At 36.2% G+C, this 23336-nt stretch carries 22 protein-coding genes; 10 read left to right on the forward strand and 12 right to left on the reverse strand.

The annotated features are described in order from the left end of the window. Positions 1-12: 12 nt before the first annotated feature. Both narH and B5P42_RS15350 read right to left on the reverse strand, forming a co-directional pair. Entirely contained in the window at positions 13-1488 is a 1476-nt protein-coding gene (narH, locus tag B5P42_RS15345) for a nitrate reductase subunit beta (RefSeq protein ID WP_113734580.1), read from the reverse strand. Beyond that, entirely contained in the window at positions 1478-5161 is a 3684-nt protein-coding gene (locus B5P42_RS15350) for a nitrate reductase subunit alpha (protein WP_113734581.1), read from the reverse strand. Before B5P42_RS15350 ends, narH begins: the two co-directional genes overlap by 11 nt. Before the next feature lie 711 nt (positions 5162-5872). On the opposite strand from B5P42_RS15350, the gene B5P42_RS15355 reads away from it, so the two are divergent. From B5P42_RS15355 to B5P42_RS15365, 3 genes are read left to right on the forward strand one after another with little or no spacing between them, the layout of a single operon-like run. Next, positions 5873-6835, forward strand: a complete 963-nt coding sequence (locus B5P42_RS15355; RefSeq protein ID WP_113734582.1) for an AAA family ATPase — start codon at positions 5873-5875, stop codon at positions 6833-6835. Then, complete coding sequence (locus B5P42_RS15360; RefSeq protein WP_113734583.1) at positions 6835-8049, forward strand: DUF58 domain-containing protein; 1215 nt, start codon at positions 6835-6837, stop codon at positions 8047-8049. Before B5P42_RS15355 ends, B5P42_RS15360 begins: the two co-directional genes overlap by 1 nt. Further along, positions 8046-10274: a transglutaminase TgpA family protein gene (locus B5P42_RS15365; protein WP_113734584.1), complete on the forward strand. Its 2229-nt coding sequence runs from the start codon at positions 8046-8048 to the stop codon at positions 10272-10274. Before B5P42_RS15360 ends, B5P42_RS15365 begins: the two co-directional genes overlap by 4 nt. A gap of 96 nt (positions 10275-10370) precedes the next feature. Here B5P42_RS15365 and bsaA read toward each other — a convergent pair whose 3' ends face one another. After that, positions 10371-10853, reverse strand: coding sequence for a glutathione peroxidase (bsaA, locus tag B5P42_RS15370; RefSeq protein ID WP_088032689.1), 483 nt, complete (start codon positions 10851-10853; stop codon positions 10371-10373). Positions 10854-11078: 225 nt separating this feature from the next. Between bsaA and B5P42_RS15375 the strand changes: the two genes are divergently transcribed. The 4 genes from B5P42_RS15375 to B5P42_RS15395 all read left to right on the forward strand — a co-directional run bounded on the left by B5P42_RS15375 (position 11079) and on the right by B5P42_RS15395 (position 13424). After that, positions 11079-11288 carry a DUF3925 family protein gene (locus B5P42_RS15375; protein WP_002127081.1) on the forward strand — a complete coding sequence of 70 codons (210 nt, stop codon included), beginning with the start codon at positions 11079-11081 and terminating at the stop codon, positions 11286-11288. Between the two features lie 96 nt (positions 11289-11384). Next, entirely contained in the window at positions 11385-12350 is a 966-nt protein-coding gene (locus B5P42_RS15380; RefSeq protein WP_113734585.1) for an MBL fold metallo-hydrolase, read from the forward strand. An 85-nt stretch (positions 12351-12435) separates the two neighbouring features. Further along, positions 12436-12870: a hypothetical protein gene (locus tag B5P42_RS15385; RefSeq protein ID WP_016126826.1), complete on the forward strand. Its 435-nt coding sequence runs from the start codon at positions 12436-12438 to the stop codon at positions 12868-12870. Positions 12871-13181: 311 nt separating this feature from the next. Then, positions 13182-13424, forward strand: a complete 243-nt coding sequence (locus B5P42_RS15395; RefSeq protein WP_003188879.1) for a hypothetical protein — start codon at positions 13182-13184, stop codon at positions 13422-13424. Positions 13425-13478: 54 nt separating this feature from the next. On the opposite strand, the gene B5P42_RS15400 is transcribed toward B5P42_RS15395, so the two are convergent. Together B5P42_RS15400 and B5P42_RS15405 are read right to left on the reverse strand one after the other, a co-directional pair. Next, positions 13479-14159, reverse strand: a complete 681-nt coding sequence (locus tag B5P42_RS15400; protein ID WP_113734587.1) for a DUF3600 domain-containing protein — start codon at positions 14157-14159, stop codon at positions 13479-13481. Further along, positions 14156-14734, reverse strand: coding sequence for a sigma-70 family RNA polymerase sigma factor (locus B5P42_RS15405; RefSeq protein ID WP_113734588.1), 579 nt, complete (start codon positions 14732-14734; stop codon positions 14156-14158). The genes B5P42_RS15400 and B5P42_RS15405 overlap by 4 nt, the downstream gene beginning before the upstream one ends. Positions 14735-14940: 206 nt before the next feature. On the opposite strand from B5P42_RS15405, the gene B5P42_RS15410 reads away from it, so the two are divergent. Both B5P42_RS15410 and B5P42_RS15415 read left to right on the forward strand, forming a co-directional pair. Next, positions 14941-15927, forward strand: coding sequence for a quinone oxidoreductase family protein (locus tag B5P42_RS15410; RefSeq protein WP_113734589.1), 987 nt, complete (start codon positions 14941-14943; stop codon positions 15925-15927). Between the two features lie 29 nt (positions 15928-15956). Continuing rightward, positions 15957-16595 (forward strand): zinc dependent phospholipase C family protein, encoded by a 639-nt coding sequence (locus tag B5P42_RS15415; protein WP_002135913.1) that lies wholly within the window; start codon positions 15957-15959, stop codon positions 16593-16595. 44 nt (positions 16596-16639) lie between these two features. On the opposite strand, the gene B5P42_RS15420 is transcribed toward B5P42_RS15415, so the two are convergent. The 6 genes from B5P42_RS15420 to B5P42_RS15445 all read right to left on the reverse strand — a co-directional run bounded on the left by B5P42_RS15420 (position 16640) and on the right by B5P42_RS15445 (position 22387). Further along, a complete protein-coding gene (locus B5P42_RS15420; protein ID WP_113734590.1) occupies positions 16640-17023 on the reverse strand; it encodes a VOC family protein in 384 nt (127 codons plus the stop codon). 70 nt (positions 17024-17093) lie between these two features. Further along, positions 17094-17888: a sugar phosphate isomerase/epimerase family protein gene (locus B5P42_RS15425; RefSeq protein ID WP_113734591.1), complete on the reverse strand. Its 795-nt coding sequence runs from the start codon at positions 17886-17888 to the stop codon at positions 17094-17096. 229 nt (positions 17889-18117) lie between these two features. Beyond that, entirely contained in the window at positions 18118-19287 is a 1170-nt protein-coding gene (locus B5P42_RS15430) for a DEAD/DEAH box helicase (RefSeq protein ID WP_002012513.1), read from the reverse strand. 19 nt (positions 19288-19306) lie between these two features. Then, complete coding sequence (locus B5P42_RS15435) at positions 19307-19834, reverse strand: hypothetical protein (protein ID WP_002065080.1); 528 nt, start codon at positions 19832-19834, stop codon at positions 19307-19309. 90 nt (positions 19835-19924) lie between these two features. Then, positions 19925-21613, reverse strand: a complete 1689-nt coding sequence (locus tag B5P42_RS15440; RefSeq protein WP_002031556.1) for a formate--tetrahydrofolate ligase — start codon at positions 21611-21613, stop codon at positions 19925-19927. A 93-nt stretch (positions 21614-21706) separates the two neighbouring features. Continuing rightward, the gene (locus B5P42_RS15445; RefSeq protein WP_002085991.1) at positions 21707-22387 is read right to left on the reverse strand and encodes a class I SAM-dependent methyltransferase; all 681 of its coding nucleotides are present in this window, start codon (positions 22385-22387) and stop codon (positions 21707-21709) included. Positions 22388-22746: 359 nt separating this feature from the next. Here B5P42_RS15445 and B5P42_RS15450 point away from each other — a divergent pair, with 359 nt between their 5' ends. Then, on the forward strand, positions 22747-23085 hold the full coding sequence (locus B5P42_RS15450) for a hypothetical protein (RefSeq protein WP_001253195.1): 339 nt from the start codon (positions 22747-22749) through the stop codon (positions 23083-23085). Positions 23086-23115: 30 nt separating this feature from the next. Here B5P42_RS15450 and B5P42_RS15455 read toward each other — a convergent pair whose 3' ends face one another. Next, positions 23116-23328: a hypothetical protein gene (locus B5P42_RS15455; protein WP_113734592.1), complete on the reverse strand. Its 213-nt coding sequence runs from the start codon at positions 23326-23328 to the stop codon at positions 23116-23118. Positions 23329-23336: the final 8 nt, after the last annotated feature.

A 23336-nucleotide genomic window follows, 5' to 3' on the forward strand; every position in this document is an offset into this window, starting at 1 on the left:
GCCCCCTTTTTTTTAAGAAATTGTCGTACAAGAGCCTGGCCCACCTGCGAAAGATAAACCACAACTTCCTTGCTCGCTATATAAATCTGCAACTTGTTCGCGGTGAGACGTCGGGATAACAAAGCGATCTTTATATTTCGCAATAGCAAGAAGACGATACATATCTTCTACATCTTCTTTCGTTAAACCGAGTTCTTTTAATACAGCTTTATTTGGTTCTTTATTAATTTGCAATGCTCTCATATGTGTTCGCATGACAGCCAATTTTTTCAATGTAAGACGAATATGTGATTCATCTCCTGCAGTGAGTAAATTCGCTAAATATTGAATTGGAATACGCATATTATCAATAGCAGGGAAAATCTCTTCTGCTTTCCAGTTACTTCCTTTCCCTTCCACCATATTCATAATTGGGCTCAGCGGTGGGATATACCAAACCATCGGCATTGTACGATACTCTGGATGAAGAGGAAGAGCGATTTTCCAATCGATAATCATTTTATAGATTGGTGACTGTTGTGCCGCTTTAATCCATTCTTCAGGAATCCCTTGTTTTTTCGCTTCAGCTGCTACTTCTGGATTATTTGGATCTAGGAAAACAGTAAGCTGAGATTCATATAAATCTTTTTCATTTTCAACAGAAGCCGCTTCTTTTACTTTGTCAGCGTCATATAGCATTACCCCAATATATCGAATACGTCCTACACATGTTTCAGAACAAATTGTTGGCATACCAGCTTCAATACGAGGGAAACACATTGTACATTTTTCAGCTTTATTTGTTTGCCAGTTAAAATATACTTTTTTATACGGACAAGACGATACACAAAATCTCCATGCACGACATGCATTTTGATCCACAAGAACAATCCCATCTTCTTCACGTTTATACATCGCACCCGATGGACAAGAAGAAACGCAAGATGGATTCATACAATGTTCGCAAATACGTGGTAAATACATCATAAAGACATTTTCAAAATCCGTTTTAATTCCTTCTTCCATTTTCTTGACGTTCGGATCTTGTAACCCTGTTATATGTCCGCCTGCTAAATCATCTTCCCAGTTTGGACCCCATTCAATTTTGTCGATAAATTCACCCGTAATTGCTGATTTCGGACGAGCAACTGGTTGATGCTTACGCTGCGGGCTATTTGTTAATGTTTCATAATCATAATTCCAAGGTTCAAAGTAATCATCAATTGTTGGTTGATCTGGATTGTGAAAAATATTCATAAGACGCTTCATTTTCGAACCGGATTTCAGCTGAATTTCACCATTTTTCAATTCCCAGCCGCCTTTGTATTTCTCCTGATTTTCCCATTGTTTCGGATAACCAATTCCAGGTTTCGTTTCTACGTTATTGAAGTACATATATTCAGCACCTGGACGATTCGTCCAGGTGTTTTTGCATGTTACGCTACAAGTGTGGCAGCCGATGCATTTATCTAAGTTCATTACCATTCCGACTTGCGCTTTAATCTTCAAGCCAATCTACCTCCTTCAGTTTACGGATTACAACGTTTAAGTCACGCTGGTTCCCAGTCGGACCATAATAGTTAAATCCATAGCTTAATTGGCCATATCCACCAATCATATGTGTTGGTTTAACGTGAATACGGGTTGGACTATTATGTGTTCCCCCGCGGGTGCTTGTTAATTTCGTACCAGGCACGTTAATGTGACGATCTTGCGCATGATGCATAAATGCCATCCCCCTCGGTATACGGTGCGTTACAACAGCACGTGCTACGACTACGCCGTTACGGTTAAAGCATTCAATCCAATCATTATCAGCAACACCAGCTTCATTCGCATCATCTTTATTCATCCAAACAGTTGGACCACCTCTAAACAGCGTTAACATTGGCAATGAATCGAAGTACATACTATGAATCGACCACTTATTATGCGGTGTTAAATAGTTTAGTGTAATTTCTTTCCCTTCTACTTCAGGGCGTGATTTACGGAATGGTTTATGTTGCAGTATTGGTTTAAATGTTGCCATCGTTTCGCCAAATTCTTTCATCATGTCGTGATCTAAGTAGAAAGATTGTCGACCAGTTATCGTTCTCCAAGGGATGAGACGTTCAACATTTGTTGTAAATGGTGAGTAACGGCGTCCACCTTTTTCAGAACCCGTAAAGGCCGGAGAAGTAATTACTGTTTTAGGCTGCGCTGTAATTTGTTCAAATGTGAAGCATTCTTCTTCACGTTCTTCTGCTAAGTCACGTAGTTTTAAATCGGTTTGTTTTTCAAGCGCTTCCCATGCTTTTACCGCCATATGACCGTTTGTTGTAGAAGAAAGTGTTAATACCGCCTCAGCAGCATTAATTGCTTCTTTTATGTCTGGGCACCCCTTCGCAATAGAATCCGTTCGAACAACTCCTAATCGACTCTTTAATTGCTCATATTCTTTTTCTGCCGACCAAGAAATCCCTTTCGTACCAATCGGTTGTTTTCCAGTATTTGGTCCAAGCGCTGTCATCTTGTCATAAATCGTTTTATAATCCCTTTCGACAACATGAATTTGCGGCATTGTTTTACCTGGGATCGGTTCACACTCACCTTTGCTCCAGTCTTTAATCTTGCCAAGTGGTTGCGCTAATTCTTGCGGTGTATCGTGAAGAAGTGGTGTTGCAACGACTTCTTTCATTGGTTCAAGATCGATTTTCTTCGCTAAATCTGACACAGCTTTAGAAAGAGAGGTGAAAATATCCCAGTCAGAGCGTGCTTCCCACGGTGAACCGATTGCTGGATTAAATGGATGCACAAATGGATGCATATCCGTACTGCTTAAATCATGCTTTTCATACCAAGTTGAAGCAGGTAAGACGATATCAGAATAAAGCGCCGTTCCAGCCATACGGAAATCTAAATTAATGAGTAAATCTAACTTCCCTTCAGGTGCATCTTCATGCCACTTAATTTCTTCTGGTCTTAATGAGTCACTATCGTCATTCATTAATCCGTTTGTTGTACCTAATAAATGTTTTAAGAAATATTCGTGTCCTTTACCGGAACTTGAAATTAAGTTTGCACGCCATACGAATAAGTTACGCGGGAAGTTGTTTTTATTATCTGGGTCTTCAATCGCAAATTTCAGTTCTTTTTCTTTTAGTTTTTGTGCAACGTATTTTCCGATTTCTTCTTGTGTTGTTGCACCAGCAGCAACAGCTTCTTTATATAATTCAATTCCATTCTTCTCGAATGTTGGATAAGAAGGTAACCAGCCAAGTCGTGCTGCTAATACGTTGTAATCACCGTGATGTTGATAACGAGAGTTGCCCTCAACTGGTGATGCTAAATGTCCAACAGGTGTATCTTCATAACGCCATTGATCTGTTACGAAATAGAAGAAAGATGTACCGTTTTGTAATTTCGGTGGCCCTTGCCAATCTTTCGCCATCGCGATTGTTTGCCATCCTTCTGCTGGTCGTAATTTTTCTTGACCAACATAATGTGCCCAACCGCCGCCGTTTACACCTTGTGCCCCAACAAGAAGAACAAGATTTAAAACTGCGCGATAAATCGTATCAGAGTTAAACCAATGGTTAATACCAGCTCCCATAATAATCATCGAGCGGCCATTCGTATCAACTGCATTTTGCGCGAACTCACGAGCAATTTGAATAATAAGCTCTCGCTTTACTCCGGTCATTTTCTCTTGCCATGCAGGTGTAAACGGTACATCATCATTGAAATCTTTCGGTTCTTGCCCGCCGAGCCCTCGGTTCACACCGTAATTTGCTAACGTTAAGTCATATACAGTTGTAACGCATACTTCGCCTTCTTCTGTCATAACTTTTTTCACTGGAATTGTACGTTCTAATATTGTATTTCCATCATCAGAGAAGTACGGAATTTGCACTGTTTCAACACTATCTTCCATTCCAAGTAAAGAAAGACGTGGATCAATCGTCTCACCTGTCTGTTCATCTTCTAAACGTAAGTTCCATTTCTTTTCGTTATCCCAACGTGATCCCATTGTGCCGTGAGGTGTTGCAAAATCATTCGTATTCTCGTTCCAAATTACAGGTTTCCATTCCCCTAACTTCGTTTCGCGTCCAATATCAGAAGCATTTAAGAAACGATCAGCGACGAATTGATCTCCTTTTTCTTTCAATGTGACAAAGAAAGGAAAATCAGTATATTGCTTCGCATACTTTGTGAAGTATTCTACTTGATTATCTACGTAAAATTCTTGTAAGATCACATGCCCCATTGCCATCGCAAGTGCACCGTCTGTACCTTGTTTCACACTAATCCAATCATCCGCAAACTTTGTAGACTCGGCAAAGTCAGGACTTACAGAAACGACTTTCGTTCCTTTATATCGAACTTCGGCTAAAAAGTGTGCATCTGGCGTTCTCGTCATCGGTACATTTGAACCCCATGTCATAATGTAACCAGAATTATACCAGTCACTACTTTCTGGTACATCTGTTTGATCCCCCCAAATTTGCGGAGAAGCTGGTGGTAAATCCGCATACCAATCATAGAAGCTAAGCATTGGTCCACCCATAAGTTGCATAAAGCGGCTACCAGCTGCATGACTTAACATCGACATTGCTGGAATTGGTGAAAAACCAACATTTCGGTCTGGACCGTATTTAATTACTGTGTATAGTAATGAAGCAGAAACGAGTTGTAATACTTCATCCCAATTCGCACGAATGAATCCCCCTTTACCACGCGCCTGCTTATACGTACGTGCCTTTTCAGGGTTTTCCACAATGCTTTTCCAAGCATCTAATGGTGACTCGTTATTTTGTAGTTCTTCTTGCCACATTTCCCAAAGCACACCACGTACATATGGATATTTCACACGAAGCGGACTATAAATGTACCAAGAAAAGCTCGCTCCACGCGGACATCCTCGTGGTTCAAAATCAGGCATATCAGGACCTGTTGTTGGATAGTTAAGCTCTTGACCCTCCCATGTTACAATTCCATCTTTCACATAAATGTTCCAGCTACAAGAACCAGTACAGTTCACACCGTGTGTAGAACGGATTACTTTATCATGCTGCCAACGCTTTCTGTACACATTTTCCCATTCACGATCTTCATATGTTTCTTGTGTATGATTATCGTTATAACGATCTATTGGTGAAAAATATTTTAAACGTCTCATTAATGCTGAAGGTCTCTTCTTCATACTGTTCACTCCTTTAATACGTCTCTCTTACATACCCTTACTATAAGAGAGGTTTTAAAATACAGATGTGACATTTCGCACAGTTCAAGAGATTGTCATAAATTCATTTGGAAATCGGTTTAAGGAGAAACATTTATAAGTAAAGATTACTTTGTTTTGTTGTGAAGATTTCGGTCAGCGGTGAGCTTATTAGGAGAATAGTATTTGGAGGATTCACCTTTTTTTGCATAAGAAAAAACGCAGGAGAAATTCCTACGTTTTTATATAAATATATTAAAAAGAGTTTTGATACTACTTCAATAATGCTATAAGGAATTTACTTTTCTGCAACGATACTATTATCAAGACATATTTTATATAAAGTGAAACTTTAATCAGCCCGCAAATAGAGGGATAAAACTACAAATCATTATTTACTGTATTGCCCTTAATTACGGAAACAATTATACTAGATGTTATCCGTATGTATAATCTGAATATTCATAAAATTACGAGTAGGATTTCCTTTGGGGACATAGAAATTATAAAGTATATCACCATGATTTTTTAACATTTAAGTTTTTCCTATTTATATAAGTTCTCAATATGAACTTATATAAACCATTCCTACTTACCTCTTAGATTACTATTATACTGCATTAAAATGAAGGAACTCCTTTTCTTTAACATAAAAATGAATTAGAAAACGATAATAAAATTAGGAGGATTACGATGCCCCAGCTTGATTCATTACATCCCATAGTAGAAAGAATAATCAACAATATTGAAAAATTAATGGTCGGAAAACGAAAAGAAACGACCTTAGCCTTGACAGCTCTCTTAGCTGGAGGTCATGTACTATTAGAAGATGTTCCCGGTGTCGGGAAAACAATGCTAGTACGTGCTCTTTCTAAATCAATTGATGCCGATTACAAGCGTATTCAATTCACACCTGATTTACTGCCGTCAGATGTAACAGGTGTTTCTATTTACAATCCAAAAGAGCTCCAATTTGAGTTCAAGCCTGGACCAATTATGGGGAATTTTGTACTTGCTGATGAAATTAATCGTACATCTCCAAAGACACAATCTGCCTTACTTGAAAGTATGGAAGAAGGCACTATCACAATAGATGGCATTACAAGATCGTTACCAAAACCTTTCTTTGTCATGGCTACACAAAATCCAGTCGAATATGAGGGAACATATCCTTTACCAGAAGCTCAACTCGATCGTTTCTTGTTGAAGCTAAAAATGGGATATCCTACACCAGAAGAAGAATTTGAAATTTTAAACCGGATGAAAAAAACAAACCCACTCTCCCATTTACAAGCTATTACAACAATAAAAGAATTACTTTATTTACAACAAAGCGTACGGGAAGTAAGTATGGACAAAGCAATCAAGCATTACATTGTAAAGCTTGTTAATCAGACTCGTTCTTATAGTTCTATACAGCTAGGTGCAAGTCCACGTGGCTCAATTGCTTTAATGAAAGCTTCACAGGCTTATGCATTCATCCATGGCAGAAATTATGTTATTCCAGACGATGTTAAATTTTTAGCTCCTTACGTTTTAGCTCACAGACTCATTCTAAAAATGGAGGCAAGATTTGAAGGAATAACAGGAGAACAAGTTATCGCCAAAATCGTGGCACGAACTACCGTACCGACTCAAAGGACGAAAAACCTTTGATGAAGCGACTACTACGGGCGCTATATCACGTTACGAAGTTATTGCTAATACCTTTATGCCTAGTCTTAACATTTGTATACGCTATGCTTCAAGGAGGGTTTGTAAGTTGGTTTTTGTTTTACAGTACGATTCCTATTGGTCTTTCTTCACTTCTACTTCCCTTCTACGCTTTACGAGACGCTGAAGTAAAACGAATAACAAACCAAAATGAATATGCAGCAGGAGAACAATTTTTAAGCACCATTACAATAAAAAGAAGATTTCCTTTTCCCTTACTTTATTTAATTATAGAAGATGAACTGCCATCACAATTTACAAATTGTAGACAAACGAAGGTGAATAAGGTAATACTCTTTCCAGGATTCAAACGGAATATTTCGTTTCAATATGTTATTGACACAATCCCTAGAGGAGAGCACACTTTTTCAAGCGTACGTGTCAAAACTGGTGATCTATTCGGTATGATGGAGAAAGAAGTAACTTTTTCAGTTCCAGATACATTTTTAATCTATCCCCAGTATGTAGATATAACGTATCGACAATTGGAAAATCATTTCGAACAAGGAGCGCTTTCAGCAAATATAAATTTAGCAAAAGACTCTACAATCTCTGTCGGTGTCAGAGACTATAAACCTGGTGACCGCTTTTCATGGATTGATTGGAAAGCAACTGCCCGAACAAACAATATTATGACGAAAGAGTTTGAACAACAGCGCAGCCATAATATTATGATATTTATGGACAGAACTGAGTCCCCTCTATTCGAATCAGTCGTAACATTTTCCGCCTCTATTGTAAGGGCTGTCTTGAAGCAAAATTCACCAGCGTCATTCGTGTCTGTCGGAAAAGAACGAACTTTTTTCCCTTTAGACAATGGAGATAGTCAGTTACAACAAATCTTTTGTCATTTAGCGAAAGTACAAGCGGACAGTGTATTCCCGCTCTCCCGGAGTGTAGAAATGGAATTAAGAAAAATTTATGAGCCCGTAACGATTATACTCGTAACAAGCGATCTTTCTCCCGATATTCAAAAGGCGGCTGACTTTGCCGCTATTAAAAATAGAAAATTAATGGTGTTTGTCGTGAAAGAAAAAGCAAATCAACTCTCACATCGAGAACTAAGTATTCTAGAAACGCTACAAAAACGAAAAATATTTGTAAATGTGGTTTATGGGAACCGGTATACAAACGTGTTTTTTGAGGTGAGCAAATGATAACATTACGAACAAAATACAAATGGGATATGAGCAGATTCTTCATGCATGTATGTGCACTTCTACTTTTACTAGAATGGCTAAGACCCCTTATAGGTATTACAAACGTAGGTAGATTAGATATTTTTGTAATATTTATAGGAATTTGCTTCACTCTCTCTTTTTTTCAAACAAGGTGGCAGATTCCAATAAAGATTGTCACGATCTTATTCATCATTCATTTCCTGTATTATAAAAATGCTTTTATAAATCCATCTTGGCTAACAAAATTTTTTGCTGATATTTCTCGAAATTCCTCTCTGTTTTTCCAGGGGGATTTGCTAGATATTTCTCCAGTTTTTCCAACATTATTATTTTTTCTATCATTTTGGTTTTTGAGTTCTTTCAGCTCTTTTTGGGTTATTCATAAAAAACGTGGGTTGTTATTTCTTGCATTGACTATTATTTATATCACAACTTTTCATAACTTACATTTATACAATGCAAACTACGCTATTATTCGTACTGTTGTCATCGGCTTTTTTATGCTTAGTCTTCTTCAAATAGAACGAATAAAAGAGATTGAACACTTACAAAATTATGCTAGAGTAATCTCAAAATTACTTAGACCTCTTACAATATTTATTGTATTGTCAGCAACCATCGCATACTTCGCTCCAAAATTTGGCCCTCAATGGCCAAACCCAATGAATTTTTTAAAATTCAACACATCTGAAGCAAGTAAAGAACAAGAAGTTTCTAAAATTGGGTATGGTTTATATGACTCGCAATTAGGTGGCCCTTTTAAGGCCGATAATACAATTGTTTTTACAGCACAAACGCAAAACAAACAATATTGGAGAGTAGAAACAAAAGATTTTTATACAGGAAAAGGCTGGGAGGTTTCTGAAAACCCGAAAAAGGTTTCTTTTAAAAATAAAAACGACGTCGTGAGTTGGTACGAACAAAATACAAAAACGGCGACAACCGAAGCAACAATCACCATGCAAAAAAGTTATCCTCACCTTACCTATCCAGCAGGATTAGTATCTGTTGATGCTTCTACTGATGTATCATACAGTGTTGACCCATTTTCAGAAAAAATCTATACGATGCATGGAGACTCTTCTACTACTTTAAATTCGTATAAAGTAACATATGAGATCCCGGAGTTTTCCATAGAAAATTTGAAAGCTGTAAAAACGAATGGAGGTCATGAAACAAGTTCTTATTTCATGACAAAGTACACACAACTTCCCGAATCATTACCGCAGCGAGTAAAAGACTTGGCTGTCAATCTTACAAATGATAAAGACAACCGATATGATAAAGTATTAGCTATTGAAAATTACTTTACAGACAATTCTTTTGTATACGAAACAATGAATGTCTTATACCCTGCCAAAAACCAAGACTATGTAGATCAATTCCTTTTCGATACAAAAAGCGGTTACTGCAATAATTTTTCGACATCTATGATCGTGTTACTTCGTTCTGCTGGGATTCCTGCTCGCTGGGTAAAAGGATTTGCAGAAGGAACTCTGGAGAATACACTTGCTAGTACAGAAGGTGAGAATGTTTATAAAATCGCGAACAATAACGCACACTCTTGGGTCGAAGTATATTTCCCAGGATACGGATGGATTCCATTCGAACCAACAAAAGGATTTACCAATCCCTATAATTTTACAAATAACACTCCTGCTTCTACTTCACAAAATAACGAAATAAATAATTCTAATAACGAGCCAATACACCAACGGAACAATGAAGCAAAGCTCAAAAGTTTAATAGAAAATACAGAAGAAGCCTCTACTAAAAAGATCAAAAATTCCAAAAATGATTTTTCTTGGTGGTACGTATTCCTCTCTACGATACCGATTAGTATCATCGGATACATTCTCTTCACCACTAGAATGAAATGGATTACATTTTTTATTATTCTTTTCTATAAATACCGAAAAGATGATGCTGTTTATCAAAAAGCTTACGGTGCACTTTTAAAACAATTTGCGAGAATTGGCATACCACGGGGTGAAAGTCAAACATTCCGAGAATACGCTCTCCACATCGATACACTTTACAATTCGGCCGATATGCAACAACTTACTTTCAGTTATGAGAACGCTATGTATCAAAAGGAACAGGCCGCAGCCGAATGGAAGACATCCGTACACTTATGGGAAGTGCTTATGAAAAAAGCAGCTTCTCTGCCTAAATCAAACGACTACGATAGAGTGATTTAATCTTGATAATGTGAGTTTAAAGAAAACACCTCAAAGAGCTACTTTGTTCTTTGAGGTGTTTTTTAGTAAACATAATAAAAGATAGCTAACTCCTAATTATTCCCCAAGCACCTTCTCAATCTCAACCTCTAAATCCACCGGCTTCGTCTGCGGTGCAAAACGCCCTACTATTTTCCCGTCTTTTCCAATTAGAAACTTAGTAAAGTTCCATTTCACTGCTTTCATACCGAGTAAACCTGGTGCTTGTTCTGTCATGTATGTATAAAGAGGATGAGCCTTATCACCTTTCACATCAATCTTCGCAAACATTGGGAAGTTCACACCGTAGTTCAATTCACAAAAACTAGTAATATCAGCTTCTGTGCCTGGTTCTTGTCCCCCAAATTGATTACAAGGGAAACCGAGTATTTCTAGTCCTTGGTCTTTATATTTATCATATACTTCCTGTAACCCTTTATATTGTGGTGTAAATCCACATTTACTAGCTACATTTACAATAAGAAGTGCTTTTCCTGCGTAATCTTTTAACGATTTTTCTTCTCCTGTTATTGTTTTAGCTGAAAAATCATAAACTGTCATTGTTCCTACCCCTCTCTTCACTATCATTCTATGTTTATACTATACTACATTCGTGAATATACAGCTTTTATTACGTACTCACATACCGGAATGATAGCGCTTTATTTCCGTTCGAAAATTCGACACAATATACTAGACTTTTATGATGGAAAGTTTTACAATTAATTTGTGAACAAAATGTGACAGTTTATATTTCCATTATAATAGAAAAGGATGGTGTTCATTATGAAAACTGCACAACATGAAACGATTTCAAATCGCGAGTTTTATTTCGTACTATATATGATGTTATTGTATGTTATTGGCTGGGTAATCGATGTAAATGGTTTATTTTTAAGCTCCTACTTTAATTTAGCAGGAGAAATTATGCTTCCGATCGTTGGCGGCATTGTTGGACTGTTCGTTATGTCTATCAATAAAGAACAAACGAAATAACTACATTACAAAATGGCAGAAGACGAGCTTTCGTTTTCTGTCTTTTTCTATTTTTAGCGTATAATAGATACATACCGTATATAAGGAGTGGTAAGTATGAAAAAAGTAGAACAACTATCTTCTCATCTATATCTTATTGATGATTATGACTTACAACATGATGAACGCACAGGTACATACGTTTTATTAGGTGACGATATTACTTTAATTGAAACTTGTGCGGCCCCTTCTCTTCCCTATATTTTAGACGGCTTACAGCAATTACATATTAATTTAAATGATGTAAAAAACATTATCGTTACACATGTTCATTTAGATCACGCAGGCGCAGCAGGGTTAATGATGGAAAAGTGCCCAAATGCTACTCTATTTGTGCATCCGCGCGGGGCTCGTCATATGATTGATCCAACAAAACTAATTCTTGGCGCAAAAGCTGTGTACAAAGAAGATTTTGATAAACTTTTTGATCCAATTCTTCCAATTGAAGAAGAACGTGTTCATATTGTACAAAATGGTGATACATTAAAAATTGAAGAAGACCGTACACTCACATTTTATGATACACCGGGACATGCGAAGCACCATATTAGCATTCACGATTCATTAACAAACGGCATTTTTACTGGCGATACAATAGGAATTTATTATAGAGAACTCGCAGACCTTGATGTAGAACTATATCTACCATCAACGTCTCCTTCACAATTCCAGCCAGATGCGATGATTGCTTCTAAAAATCATATTCAAAGTATGAATGTAGATACTATTTATTTCGGTCATTACGGCGCATCATCCAATGTTACAGAAGTATATAACCAACTTGAACATTGGTTACCTGTTTTCGTTCATACTGGTAAAGAGGTCTTTGAAAAGTATAATGATTTCGATGAGGCCACTAAAGCATTACAAACTTTATTAATGGATAAAATCTCTTCTCATCTTACAAAGTTAAATGTTCCATCCAATCATTCTGTTTATAACATTTTACATCTTGATTTAGAAATTAGCGCGATGGGAATTATTGATTACTTAACGAAGCAAACAAAATCCACAATTAACTAATAGAAAACGAAGATATATACAACGTCATTATCGTATATATCTTCGCTCCTTGAATATATTTTTTAATAAAGGATGGTGGAATAGAATGCAAAAAGTGATACTATACCTCTGCTTTACATTATTTATCATCTTATTATTAGTTGTAGGTGTTAAAATTCAATTTTATTTAGATACAGACGCGCAAGTGAACTTTAACGTCTATCCAAGATTATTCTACTTTACACTCTTCCCTCTTTTGGTCGGCATTTTATTACGATTCCTACAATCAATTAATCGCGAAACGAGTAAACAAAACTGGAACTTTCAGCCGGATAAGTTTATCGCTATTACGTTGCCAACACTATTCATTGCCTTTTCTCCAGCTCTACTCTTTTCACCAGTTGGTGAATACCTACCTTATTTAACTAATATTATTCTTGTGAATACAACTTTCGTTACCATTATTAGTTTAATAGCTGGTTACTCACTTTTAGATTGTTTTATACAAAAAGACAAGGAGAATAGTAAGGAATATAACTAAGTGATTTCTCACTTTCACTTTATTAAGCAAGTCAAGGTAATTCTGCCCCTGACTTGTATGCAAAAGAACCTAATGTTCAATTTTTAAGTGCCGTTGGTTATGGTGGGTTATTTATAAGTACAATACTCCTTGTAAGAGTTGCTATACATGTGGTAAGGAAATTTAAGTAATAACAAAACGAGTATGAAATCGCATAGATTTTATACTCGTTTTTTATTGTTCATATATTTAATTGGTAATAGGAAATTTATGTTAAACTAAAGAAAGTCGCGCACTAAATCAAAATACATTTCAAACAAGGGAGACTTATTATGAAATTAGGGACTTTCTCGTTTCTAACGTTTATCACAAGTATATGTTCTTTCTTTATTTTAAGAGGACCTAATGCAAATTTAACATTAATTATTGTGCTTCTAAGTATTCTTTCATTACTCGGTATTATTTTTGCGATCGCATCAAAGAATTGGCTATTTAAAATAGTTGGTACGACATTAAATGGAGTCATACTAATATTTGTATATTTCTTATTGCTAGCAAAAGGAATAGGTGGTTAATATATTTACGTTTCAATAAGAAAAGCTCACAGCTTAAGCTATGAGCTTTTTTACTTATCTCACCTTTTCATCTACATACTCCATAAACTGTTCTGCTTTAATAAATCTTTCTTTATACGCTTCAGGTACTTCTTCTACTGTTATCCCACCACTCGATTTCGCTTTTACTAATACAGTTTGATATGACATTAACGCTTCCATATATTGTTCATACTCTTCTGAAGTTAATACTTCTTTACTAGATTTATGGCCATTTAATTTATCAAAATACGGCTGAAGTTCCATTTCTACCTTTTTCATTTCCTCTTTTTTAGCTGGTGATAATTGATCATAATCAATATTACCGTTCGAATCCCCGTACTCAAGCTTTGCATTTGTTAATTTCTTTAGTTCTTTTGTAAACTCTTCATATTCCTTCACACCCATTTCGTCTTTCGCTTGTGATAACTTTGCATTAAAACGCATGTATCCTTCTAATGTCATCGCTCCGGCATGTTTTTTTAAGTTCTCAAACGACCCGTATATACCATCCGCCATAATAGATTGGTAAGCAAAACCAGTCGTCGGGATTAAAAATGCTGCTGCAAGTACTCCTGCAATAAGGCGCTTCTTCCTTTTGTTCCCCCCTCGCTTCATTTTAATCTGAACAATTACTTTTTCTTTTAACTCCGGCGGGGCAATAATCCCCTTCGCTTCTTCTTGTATAGATTCTCTAACTCTACAATCTAAGCTCATTTCACATTCCCTACCTCTCCTAAAAAGATTTCTTCTACTTGTTCTTTTTGGCGTAGTTTCTTTAATGCCGCATGAATTCTAGACTTCACTGTACCGATTGGAATATGTAATATTTGTGCTACTTCTCCTTGAGAGTAATCGTGTAAGTATCTTAAGATAATAACTTGTTTCAATTTATACGGTAACTTATGAATGAGTTCGATTAATTTTTGATTTGATATTTTACTTACAACATCGCTAGAAAAATCAATTTGTACTGGTTTTCTTTGCTCTTCTGCTTTTTTTATAATTCGTAATCGCATCCACCTCATTCTTCTATAAGAATGAATTTGTTTAATCGCAAGTCCAATTAGCCAAGGGCGAAATGGCTTCTCGACATCATATTTACGAAGCGATTCATATAGTTGTATGTATATTTCCTGAACGATATCATCTACATCCGTTTTATCTTCTATTAAAAAATGTGCTGTCTTATATACTTCTTGAATCGTTTTATCATACAATTCGCTATATGCTTCTTTATTGCCTGATAAAGTTAATTGGATTAAATCTGTATACACTGTTTCATCCTTCATGTACCATCCCTCCTTTGTCCTACACTATATATTGGCAAGTAATTGATATTTCGTTCGATTTTTTCAAAAAGTTTTTTATATACATTAATACAATGATCCAATGACTTCATAAGCTTCACTTATAACCTTGCATAACAATTATATAATTTTCCAATTCCTAATGAAGATTTAAAATAATATATATAGTCAAATTTAGGAGGATGTATATGAAAGCTATCGTTGTAACTTCGTTCGGTGGTCCTGAAGTGATGAAATATACAGATGTGGATATGTCGACTATTTCAGACAATCAAGTGTTAATACGCGTTGTTGCTACTAGTGTTAATTTTGCCGATATTAAATCACGTTATGGCAAAAAAGGAAACAAAGCCTTACCTTTTATCCCAGGGATAGATGCAGCTGGTATTGTAGAACGCGTAGGTTCTCATGTAAAAAACATTTATCCTGGCCAACGAGTCATTGCTTTTCCTCAAAATGGTTCATACTCTGAATATGTTGTCGCGAACGAAAATCTTACTTTTGTATTACCTGATGAAGTTGATTTCCAAACTGCAGCCGCTTGCCCTATCGTATCTTTTACAAGCTACAATTTACTTGCAAATGTTGCAAGACTTCAACAAGGTGAATCTGTTCTAATTCATGCAGCTGCTGGAGGAATTGGTACTACAGCGATTCAACTTGCAAAACTATTAGGGGCTAAAAAAGTTATCGGTACTGTTGGAAGTGAAGCGAAAAGAAAAATCGCTTTTGATGCAGGAGCCGATTATGTTATTTGTCATCAAGATGAAGATTTTGTAGAGAGGGTAAATCAGCTTACAAACGGAGAAGGCGTTAATATTGTTTTAGATTCTATTTCTGGTACTGTGTCCGAAAGAAGTTTAGAATGCCTTGCTTATTACGGTCGTCTCGTCCAATTCGGCAATGCTAGCGGAGAAGTTGGTATTTTTCAAACGAAAGATTTACACGCAAGTTGCCGTTCTATACTCGGTTTCAGCTTTGGCACTACACGGAAAAAACGTCCTGAATTGCTTCAAGAAACTGCGAATCAAGTTTTCCGTTATTTACGCGATGGAAGTTTACAAATTAAAGCTACGAAATCTTTTCCTCTTCAAGATGCAGGGAAAGCACATGAATGGGTCGAAAGTAGACAAAGTACAGGGAAAGTAATACTCCACGTTCAGACAGCTCCCTAAAATGAATACATGAAATAGAGGTGTTATTCATGGGATCACGAATTATGCATATCATTATCGCGAGCGGTATTGCAGAGAAACTATCTATTCAAGATAAAACTTCTTTCTTACTTGGTGGTGTAGCTCCTGATGCTGTTCATTCAAAAAAAGAAAAAGGAACTTCACATTTTTACGCTGGTACAACGAAGAACTATACGAGAAGAATAGATTATGATTCATTTATTCATAAATACGAAGATCATCTGGATTCCCCTTATATTTTAGGTTATTATACCCACCTCATTGCCGATGATAATTGGCTAAGCGGCTTTTTTCTACCTTGGCTTAAAAACAGAATAGAAAACGACGAAACTATCGCACCTATGTACTATAACGATTTTAAATTATTGAACGCACAATTGTTGCATCATTATGATAAAGAACAGCAGCTCTTCGCCCTACTTAATCAAGAGGCTAACATTGTGAATATAGAGGAGATTTCTAGAAAGAATGTTTTAGCTTTTCGGCAATATATTTTTGAAGATATGCTATATCCTGAGCAACACTTGCACGAAAACTTACAAGTGTTTTCATTTGATCAAATCGTTGGTTATATTGAGACTGCAATTGAAAAAGGAACATTTTTTATAGAACAACTCGTTAATAAAAAATTGACTTCAAATATTTAATCCCCCTCATTATTTACGAGGGGGATTTTCACATAACTATATAATTATTTATTTTTTCCCATTACTGCAAAGTAATTCCCTTCACTATCAGCAAAGTTAAACAATTTACCAGAAGGCATAGTTACCATTTCTCCAACAGTAACATTTTTATTTGTTAGCTCTTTATATAATTGATCAAGATTTTCTGAGAAGAACATTAAGGACGGTGTACCAAGATTTAATTCTGGGCTCATGTTCGAAATAACTTCTTTATTATGTAGTATAATACTCGTTTCTGCACCCTTAGTCGGAGCGATTTCAATCCATCTCATTCCTTGCTTGTTATCTTCCTCTGCAACTACATGAAATCCTACTTTTTCCGTCCAAAAATTTACTGCCTCATCTTGATTATTTACGTATAACATAATTTGTCCAACTTTATGGATCATTTGTTTTCCCCCTAATGGTTTTTATATTCTATGTAGGTTTCTACAAGTGCTATTGTTATTCCTTTTGAGTTTATATGTACCTCTTCACAAAATTTATCGACTGATTCATCCCGTCAAGTTCGTTAAAATAATCATTTCTTTCAATCATGTAATAACCGTCGAATCCGATTTCATCTAGTGCCTTGAAGAATATATTGAAATCTACTTCACCGTTTCCTGCTGCGACTTCTATATACTTACTTGAACTATCGCTTTTCAATTCTTTACAGTCTTTAATATGCGTTTGTACTATATAATCTTTTAATAGGAATAAACTTTCTATCGGATTTTCATTTACATCACTTATTAAATTCGCTGGGTCAAAGTTAACTGCTAGTCCTTTTGAGTTTATATTTTCTAAAAATCTTTTTAACACTATTGCTTTTTCAGATCCCGTCTCAATAGCAAAGACTCCCCCTAATTTTAATGATAAATCCCCTATCTCATAACAAGCCCTTTGCATCTTTTCATATCGCTCGCTCTTTTCAACATCTGGAATCTTTCCAATGTGAGCCGTTATTATGTTTGCTCCTAATTCTAATCCCTTATCAGCAACACGTTTCAACTGCTCTATTACACTTTCATCTTCCGCCCCTACAATTCCACTTTCTCCAAAACTAATTGCTAATGATGGGACTTTAATCCCATTAAAAGATAAGCTATCCTTTAAAGTAATCCATTCTAACTTTGAAATATTAGCTAAATTGAAATTCTCATTCATAGCATATAGTTGAATATATTCTAAATCCCATTCTCTCGCCTTTCTTATTCCTTCGTTTACTTCAATATGTTTCGTATTTAAAAACATTCCTAATTTCCTAGCCATACATGTACCTTCTTTTTATTATTTCGTATCATGTTAATATTCGACTCTTTTTATGTTACTTCCTTGTACAAACTAAACTAGAAATGCTACACCTTTATCAATATTCCCTGTAGAATCGTTAATATTTTTAAAGTTACGATAGATGAAATTTTAATAGTCGTTAATAAAATTCCATCTATTATTCCACAAAAAAAGACGTAACTACGCATAGTTACATCTTTCCATTCATTTATCTAGGTTTTTTCTTACCAGTAAAAGCTGGTTTCTTTTTCTTTGGTGCTGGTGGTTTCGATTCTACAAATGTTCCTTTGAACATTTCTTGTTTCGTAAACACGATACCTAATTTTTTCGCAAATTGAAGTAATTTACGCTCTTCTTGTTCTGTTACAAGAGAAACAACTGTTCCTTCTTTACCCATACGTCCAGTACGTCCTGAGCGGTGAATATATTGGTCTACTGTGTCTGGTAACTCTAAGTGGATTACGTGTGTTAAATCATCGATATCTAATCCACGTGCTGCAATATCAGTAGCAAGTAATATTTCTAATTTCCCGCTACGGAACGCGCGCATCGTTACTTCACGCTCTTGTTTGCTTGCCTCTGCATGAAGTGCTGCTGCTTTCATTTTACGGAACTTCAGTTTTTGAGTAATTTCATCTAAACGGAATGGATCATTTAAGAAGGCAACTGCTTTTACATTTCCCATATGCATAACTCTTCTAATATAATCATTTTTTTCACGACGCTCACAAACGATATACGTATGTTCAACTAGGCTCTGTGCCTCTGAACGTGTTACACGTACTAATTGTGGTTCAACTGTCAAATCACGTGCCGCATCTTCTGCAGCTTTTGTTATTGTCGCCGAGCAGAATACTAATTGACGATCGCGCATCGTTGATTTAATTACATCAAGTACAGCACCCATCATCTTTTGTTTTACAATTTGATCAAACTCATCAAATACAATCGTTTTCACTTCATGCATCTTTAATTTTTTCATGCGAATCAACTCTAAAATACGTCCTGGTGAACCGACAATAACTCTCGGATGTTTCTTTAATTTTTCAACTTGGCGCTTAATATCCGCACCACCAATTAAAGACGCACCTGAAATATCCGTTCCTGCTGTAAACTTTTGAACCTCTTCATGAATTTGCATAACAAGTTCACGAGTTGGCGCTAAAATTACAACTTGAGGTTGTTTAACTTCAGGATTAATTTTATGTAAAAGTGGTAATAAGTACGCTAATGTTTTTCCTGTTCCAGTTGGAGATTCAGCAATAACGTCTTGTCCTTCTAAAATAGTTGGAATCGCTTGTTTTTGAATTTCAGTAAATTCTTTAAAACCAGCCTTTTCCCAAGCTTGTTGTAAAAATGGTTGCATATCTTTTATCATTTGTTTTTCTCCTTTATCTCTATTTTTGAAGAAAATGTTGTATTGTTCGCACCGTTTCTATCATGTGTGAAATAACAGCTATTAAATCATCAACATGGTCTTCTGTAATCGATTTTTGAAATAGAACCTCTACCTTATTATGATATGAAATCGCTTGCTTATTATATTCGTATGAAATTTTTTGCGTAATCATTCGCTCTTTTCCCCATATAGAATGCAATAAAGTTTCAATTTCTTCGCATCCTATCTCTGGTTGCTCCATTTCGAACGAGAATTCCAGCTTCATTTCACAACCTGGTATAAACTGAGGTACTTCTAATATTTCACCTGATAAATTCTTTGCATCAACAGATAGTGAAAATGTCGCCTCTACCATCGTTTTAAATGTTTCTGTTAGTTGAAATGAAATACTATACATACGACTTAATGAAGCAAGGTCCATCACATCTTTTCGATCCGTTACGAGAATATCACCGTGTAAATCGAAATCATAGACAGCTCCTTCCACAATTACCTTTAAATTTTCAAAAGCAGTTGGATCAAACATAATTTCCTCCAAAAAACAGGCGCCTTTCGATGGAAAGGCGCCACTTGATGTATATATAGTTTACAGATAAACGAGATGAATTACAACCTTTTAGAATAAACCTACTGCTTTTCCATCTTCATTTACATCCATTTGTAGTGCTGCTGGTTGTTTAGGAAGGCCTGGCATTGTTAACATTGTTCCTGTTAACGCAACGATAAACCCTGCACCGATAGATGGTTTTAATTCACGAATTGTAACGATAAAGTCAGATGGGCGACCTAATTTTGTTGCATCATCTGAAAGAGAGTATTGTGTTTTCGCCATACAAATCGGTAGGTTACTCCAACCTTCTCCCTCATATTGAGCTAATTGCTTACGTGCTTTCGGAGCAAATTCAATATCTTTTGCGCCGTACACTTTTTGAGCAATTGTACGAATTTTTTCTTCTAATGGTAATTCTAATTCATAAAGTGGTGCGTAGTTGTTTTCACCTTTTTCAATTTCTTTTAACACTTTCTCAGCAAGGTCAACTCCGCCTTGGCCACCTTTCTCCCAAACTTCTGTTAAGGATACTGCATAGCCACGCTCATTGCACCATTCTTGTAAGTATGCAACTTCTGCATCTGTATCAGTAATGAATTTGTTAATGGCAATTACGAAAGGAACACCGAAGCTTTGAATTGTTTCAACATGCTTCTGTAAGTTCTCCATACCTTTTGCTAACGCATCTACATTTTCTTCTTTTAATTGATCTCTCGCCACACCACCGTGCATTTTAAGCGCACGAATAGTCGCAACAATAACTACCGCTTCTGGTTTAATACCAGCTGCACGTGCTTTAATATCTAAAAACTTCTCGGCACCTAAATCTGCACCGAATCCAGCTTCTGTAATAACATAATCACCTAATTTTGCTGCCATTGTCGTAGCGATAACACTGTTACAACCGTGAGCGATATTCGCAAATGGTCCGCCATGAATGATAGCTGGTGTATTTTCTAATGTTTGTACTAAGTTCGGTTTTAATGCATCTTTTAATAGAAGTGTTAACGCTCCTTCTACTCCTAAATCTTTAACTGTTACAGGTTGATTTGAAAAATTATAAGCGACAACAATGCGAGATAGACGTGATTTTAAATCTTGAATATCTGTTGCAAGGCAGAATACGGCCATAATTTCAGATGCTACTGTAATATCAAAACCATCTTCACGTGGTACACCTTGAACCGGTCCACCAAGGCCAATTACTACGTTACGAAGGGCACGATCATTTAAGTCAACACAGCGTTTCCAAACGATTTTACGCGTATCAATTCCAAGTGTGTTTCCTTGTTGGATATGATTATCAATGAACGCCGCTAATGCGTTATTGGCAGTTGTAATCGCATGAATATCTCCAGTAAAGTGAAGGTTAATATCTTCCATTGGTACTACTTGAGAATAACCGCCACCTGCTGCTCCACCTTTTAATCCCATTGTTGGTCCAAGAGATGGTTCGCGAAGTGCAATTACTGTTTTCTTACCAATTTTATTAAAAGCTTGACCTAAACCAACTGTTACTGTTGATTTACCTTCTCCTGCTGGAGTTGGGTTAATCGCTGTTACTAAAACAACTTTACCGTCTTTCTCATCTTGTAAACGCTTAAAAATATCAAGAGATAACTTGCCTTTATAATGTCCGTATGGCTCTAGTTCTTCTTCTAAAATATTTAAATTAGCTGCAATTTCTTGAATCTTCTTCATACTTGCTTCTTGTGCGATTTCAATATCAGATTTAACTGTTGTAGTAGTTGTCATGTACCCTAGTCCCCCTTTAATTGATTCTGATGATATTGTATCAGTTTTTTGTATTTTCTGCACTTATTTACCTCCTAAAATTCTTCTATTTCGTCATACGTTTTTTAACATAAATACCCATAAAAATGTTAGCGCTTGTTGTAACTCTGTAGGTAGCTGACCTAACATCTTCTCATTTACTCCACGCTTATATACGCCGGTACCATCTACAACTTCAAATCCTTGTTCTTTTGCTAACTGTTCAAATTCCCAAGGCATCATCGTATTGCAAACAACGTCTTTGCCATATAGGCGCGGATAACTGTTCTCTCTCGGTTTTGCTGTCGGTCCTAAAATTGCAATACATGCGTATCCATCTTTCTTTAAAACACGCTTTATTTCATTTAATGCTCGCAACGGCTCCTCGGTCCATTCTAAAGAATTAATTGCCATAATTGCTTCAAATTTCTCATTTTCAAATGGTAATGAAGAAAGATCACCTTTTATAAAAGATAAGTTTGGGTCTTCTCCGCGCTCCTTACCCTTTTGAATCATAACTTCCGATAAGTCCACCCCAACCGCTTTGTAGCCAGTAAGACTTAATTTATATGTACCATACCCATCACCACAGCCAACATCTAACACTTGTACTTCCTTTTCCACGTACTGCTCAAAAAATGGAATGATTGTACTCCTGCTCCCGCTATCCCACATTTCTTGACTATTTTGATTCCAAAACTCTGCATTGTTATCCCATTTTTTCTCTGCCGATTCATGCCAATTAAACTTCGCCATACATTCCCCTACCTTCACGTATTATCATTCAGTTCATTCTACATCATGTTCCAAAATCCCTGTTTATCTTCATAAGGAGATAAAGTGAAACTTTAATCAGTGGGGGTGTTTGTTCGTCCCCCACTGATTATTATTTGAACCAATCGGGCTTTTACTGGCAGCCCGACTCCCATCTAACTTCTTTGCTCCAGCCGAATTTTGAGGTGGGGGTCTTACTGCACGGCAAATAGCGGGATAAACAGGATAACAACGGAATCTATTTTCTCCAATTTTTGCTTTACTTGGGTTTAACTCATACTCATGTTCTGCTCCTTATGAAAGATACTATAGATACACCCAATTGAAAGAGAGGGATGTACATGCGAAGAAAGAGAAATCATCATTTTAAAAGTGGTGAAAAAAACGAAGAGTATGCAGCTGAAATATCTCCGGCTGGTATTCCGATTAGACATGAGCGCAAAGAAATTGCAAATGAAATAGAAGGTACAAATACCGGTGCAATGATCGGCTATGTCGCATTATTTCTTTCGTTATTCTCCATTGCTTTTTATCCTGTTACCCTCGGCTCCCTTGCTATTTTAGTTGGCTTATTAGCTGTCAATTTTGGAGCGAGAACACTTGGATATACCGCAATTGGTTTTGGTAGTTTTTCTGTTTTATTTACTTTACTCTATCCGCTTGCTTTGTCAGCGTTTTAAAAAAAACACACCAAGTTATACTTGGTGTGTTCATTCGTGATACAACATAATATGACCGCATCCACAACAATGCTTCGCTGTAATTTCTTGAAAAACTGGATAATTTTCTTCATCTCTACGCTCAATAAACACCTTTTCAAATCGGTACATGTTTGGCGCATATGCCCAATCTTGTTTCGTACGTGCATATAATGTTGAAGAAAAAAACTCCTCACCACCACAAACGATACATCCCTTCTTCATCAATACCC

Source organism: Bacillus sp. SRB_331, assembly GCF_003264175.1.
GTDB classification, from domain to species: domain Bacteria; phylum Bacillota; class Bacilli; order Bacillales; family Bacillaceae_G; genus Bacillus_A; species Bacillus_A mycoides.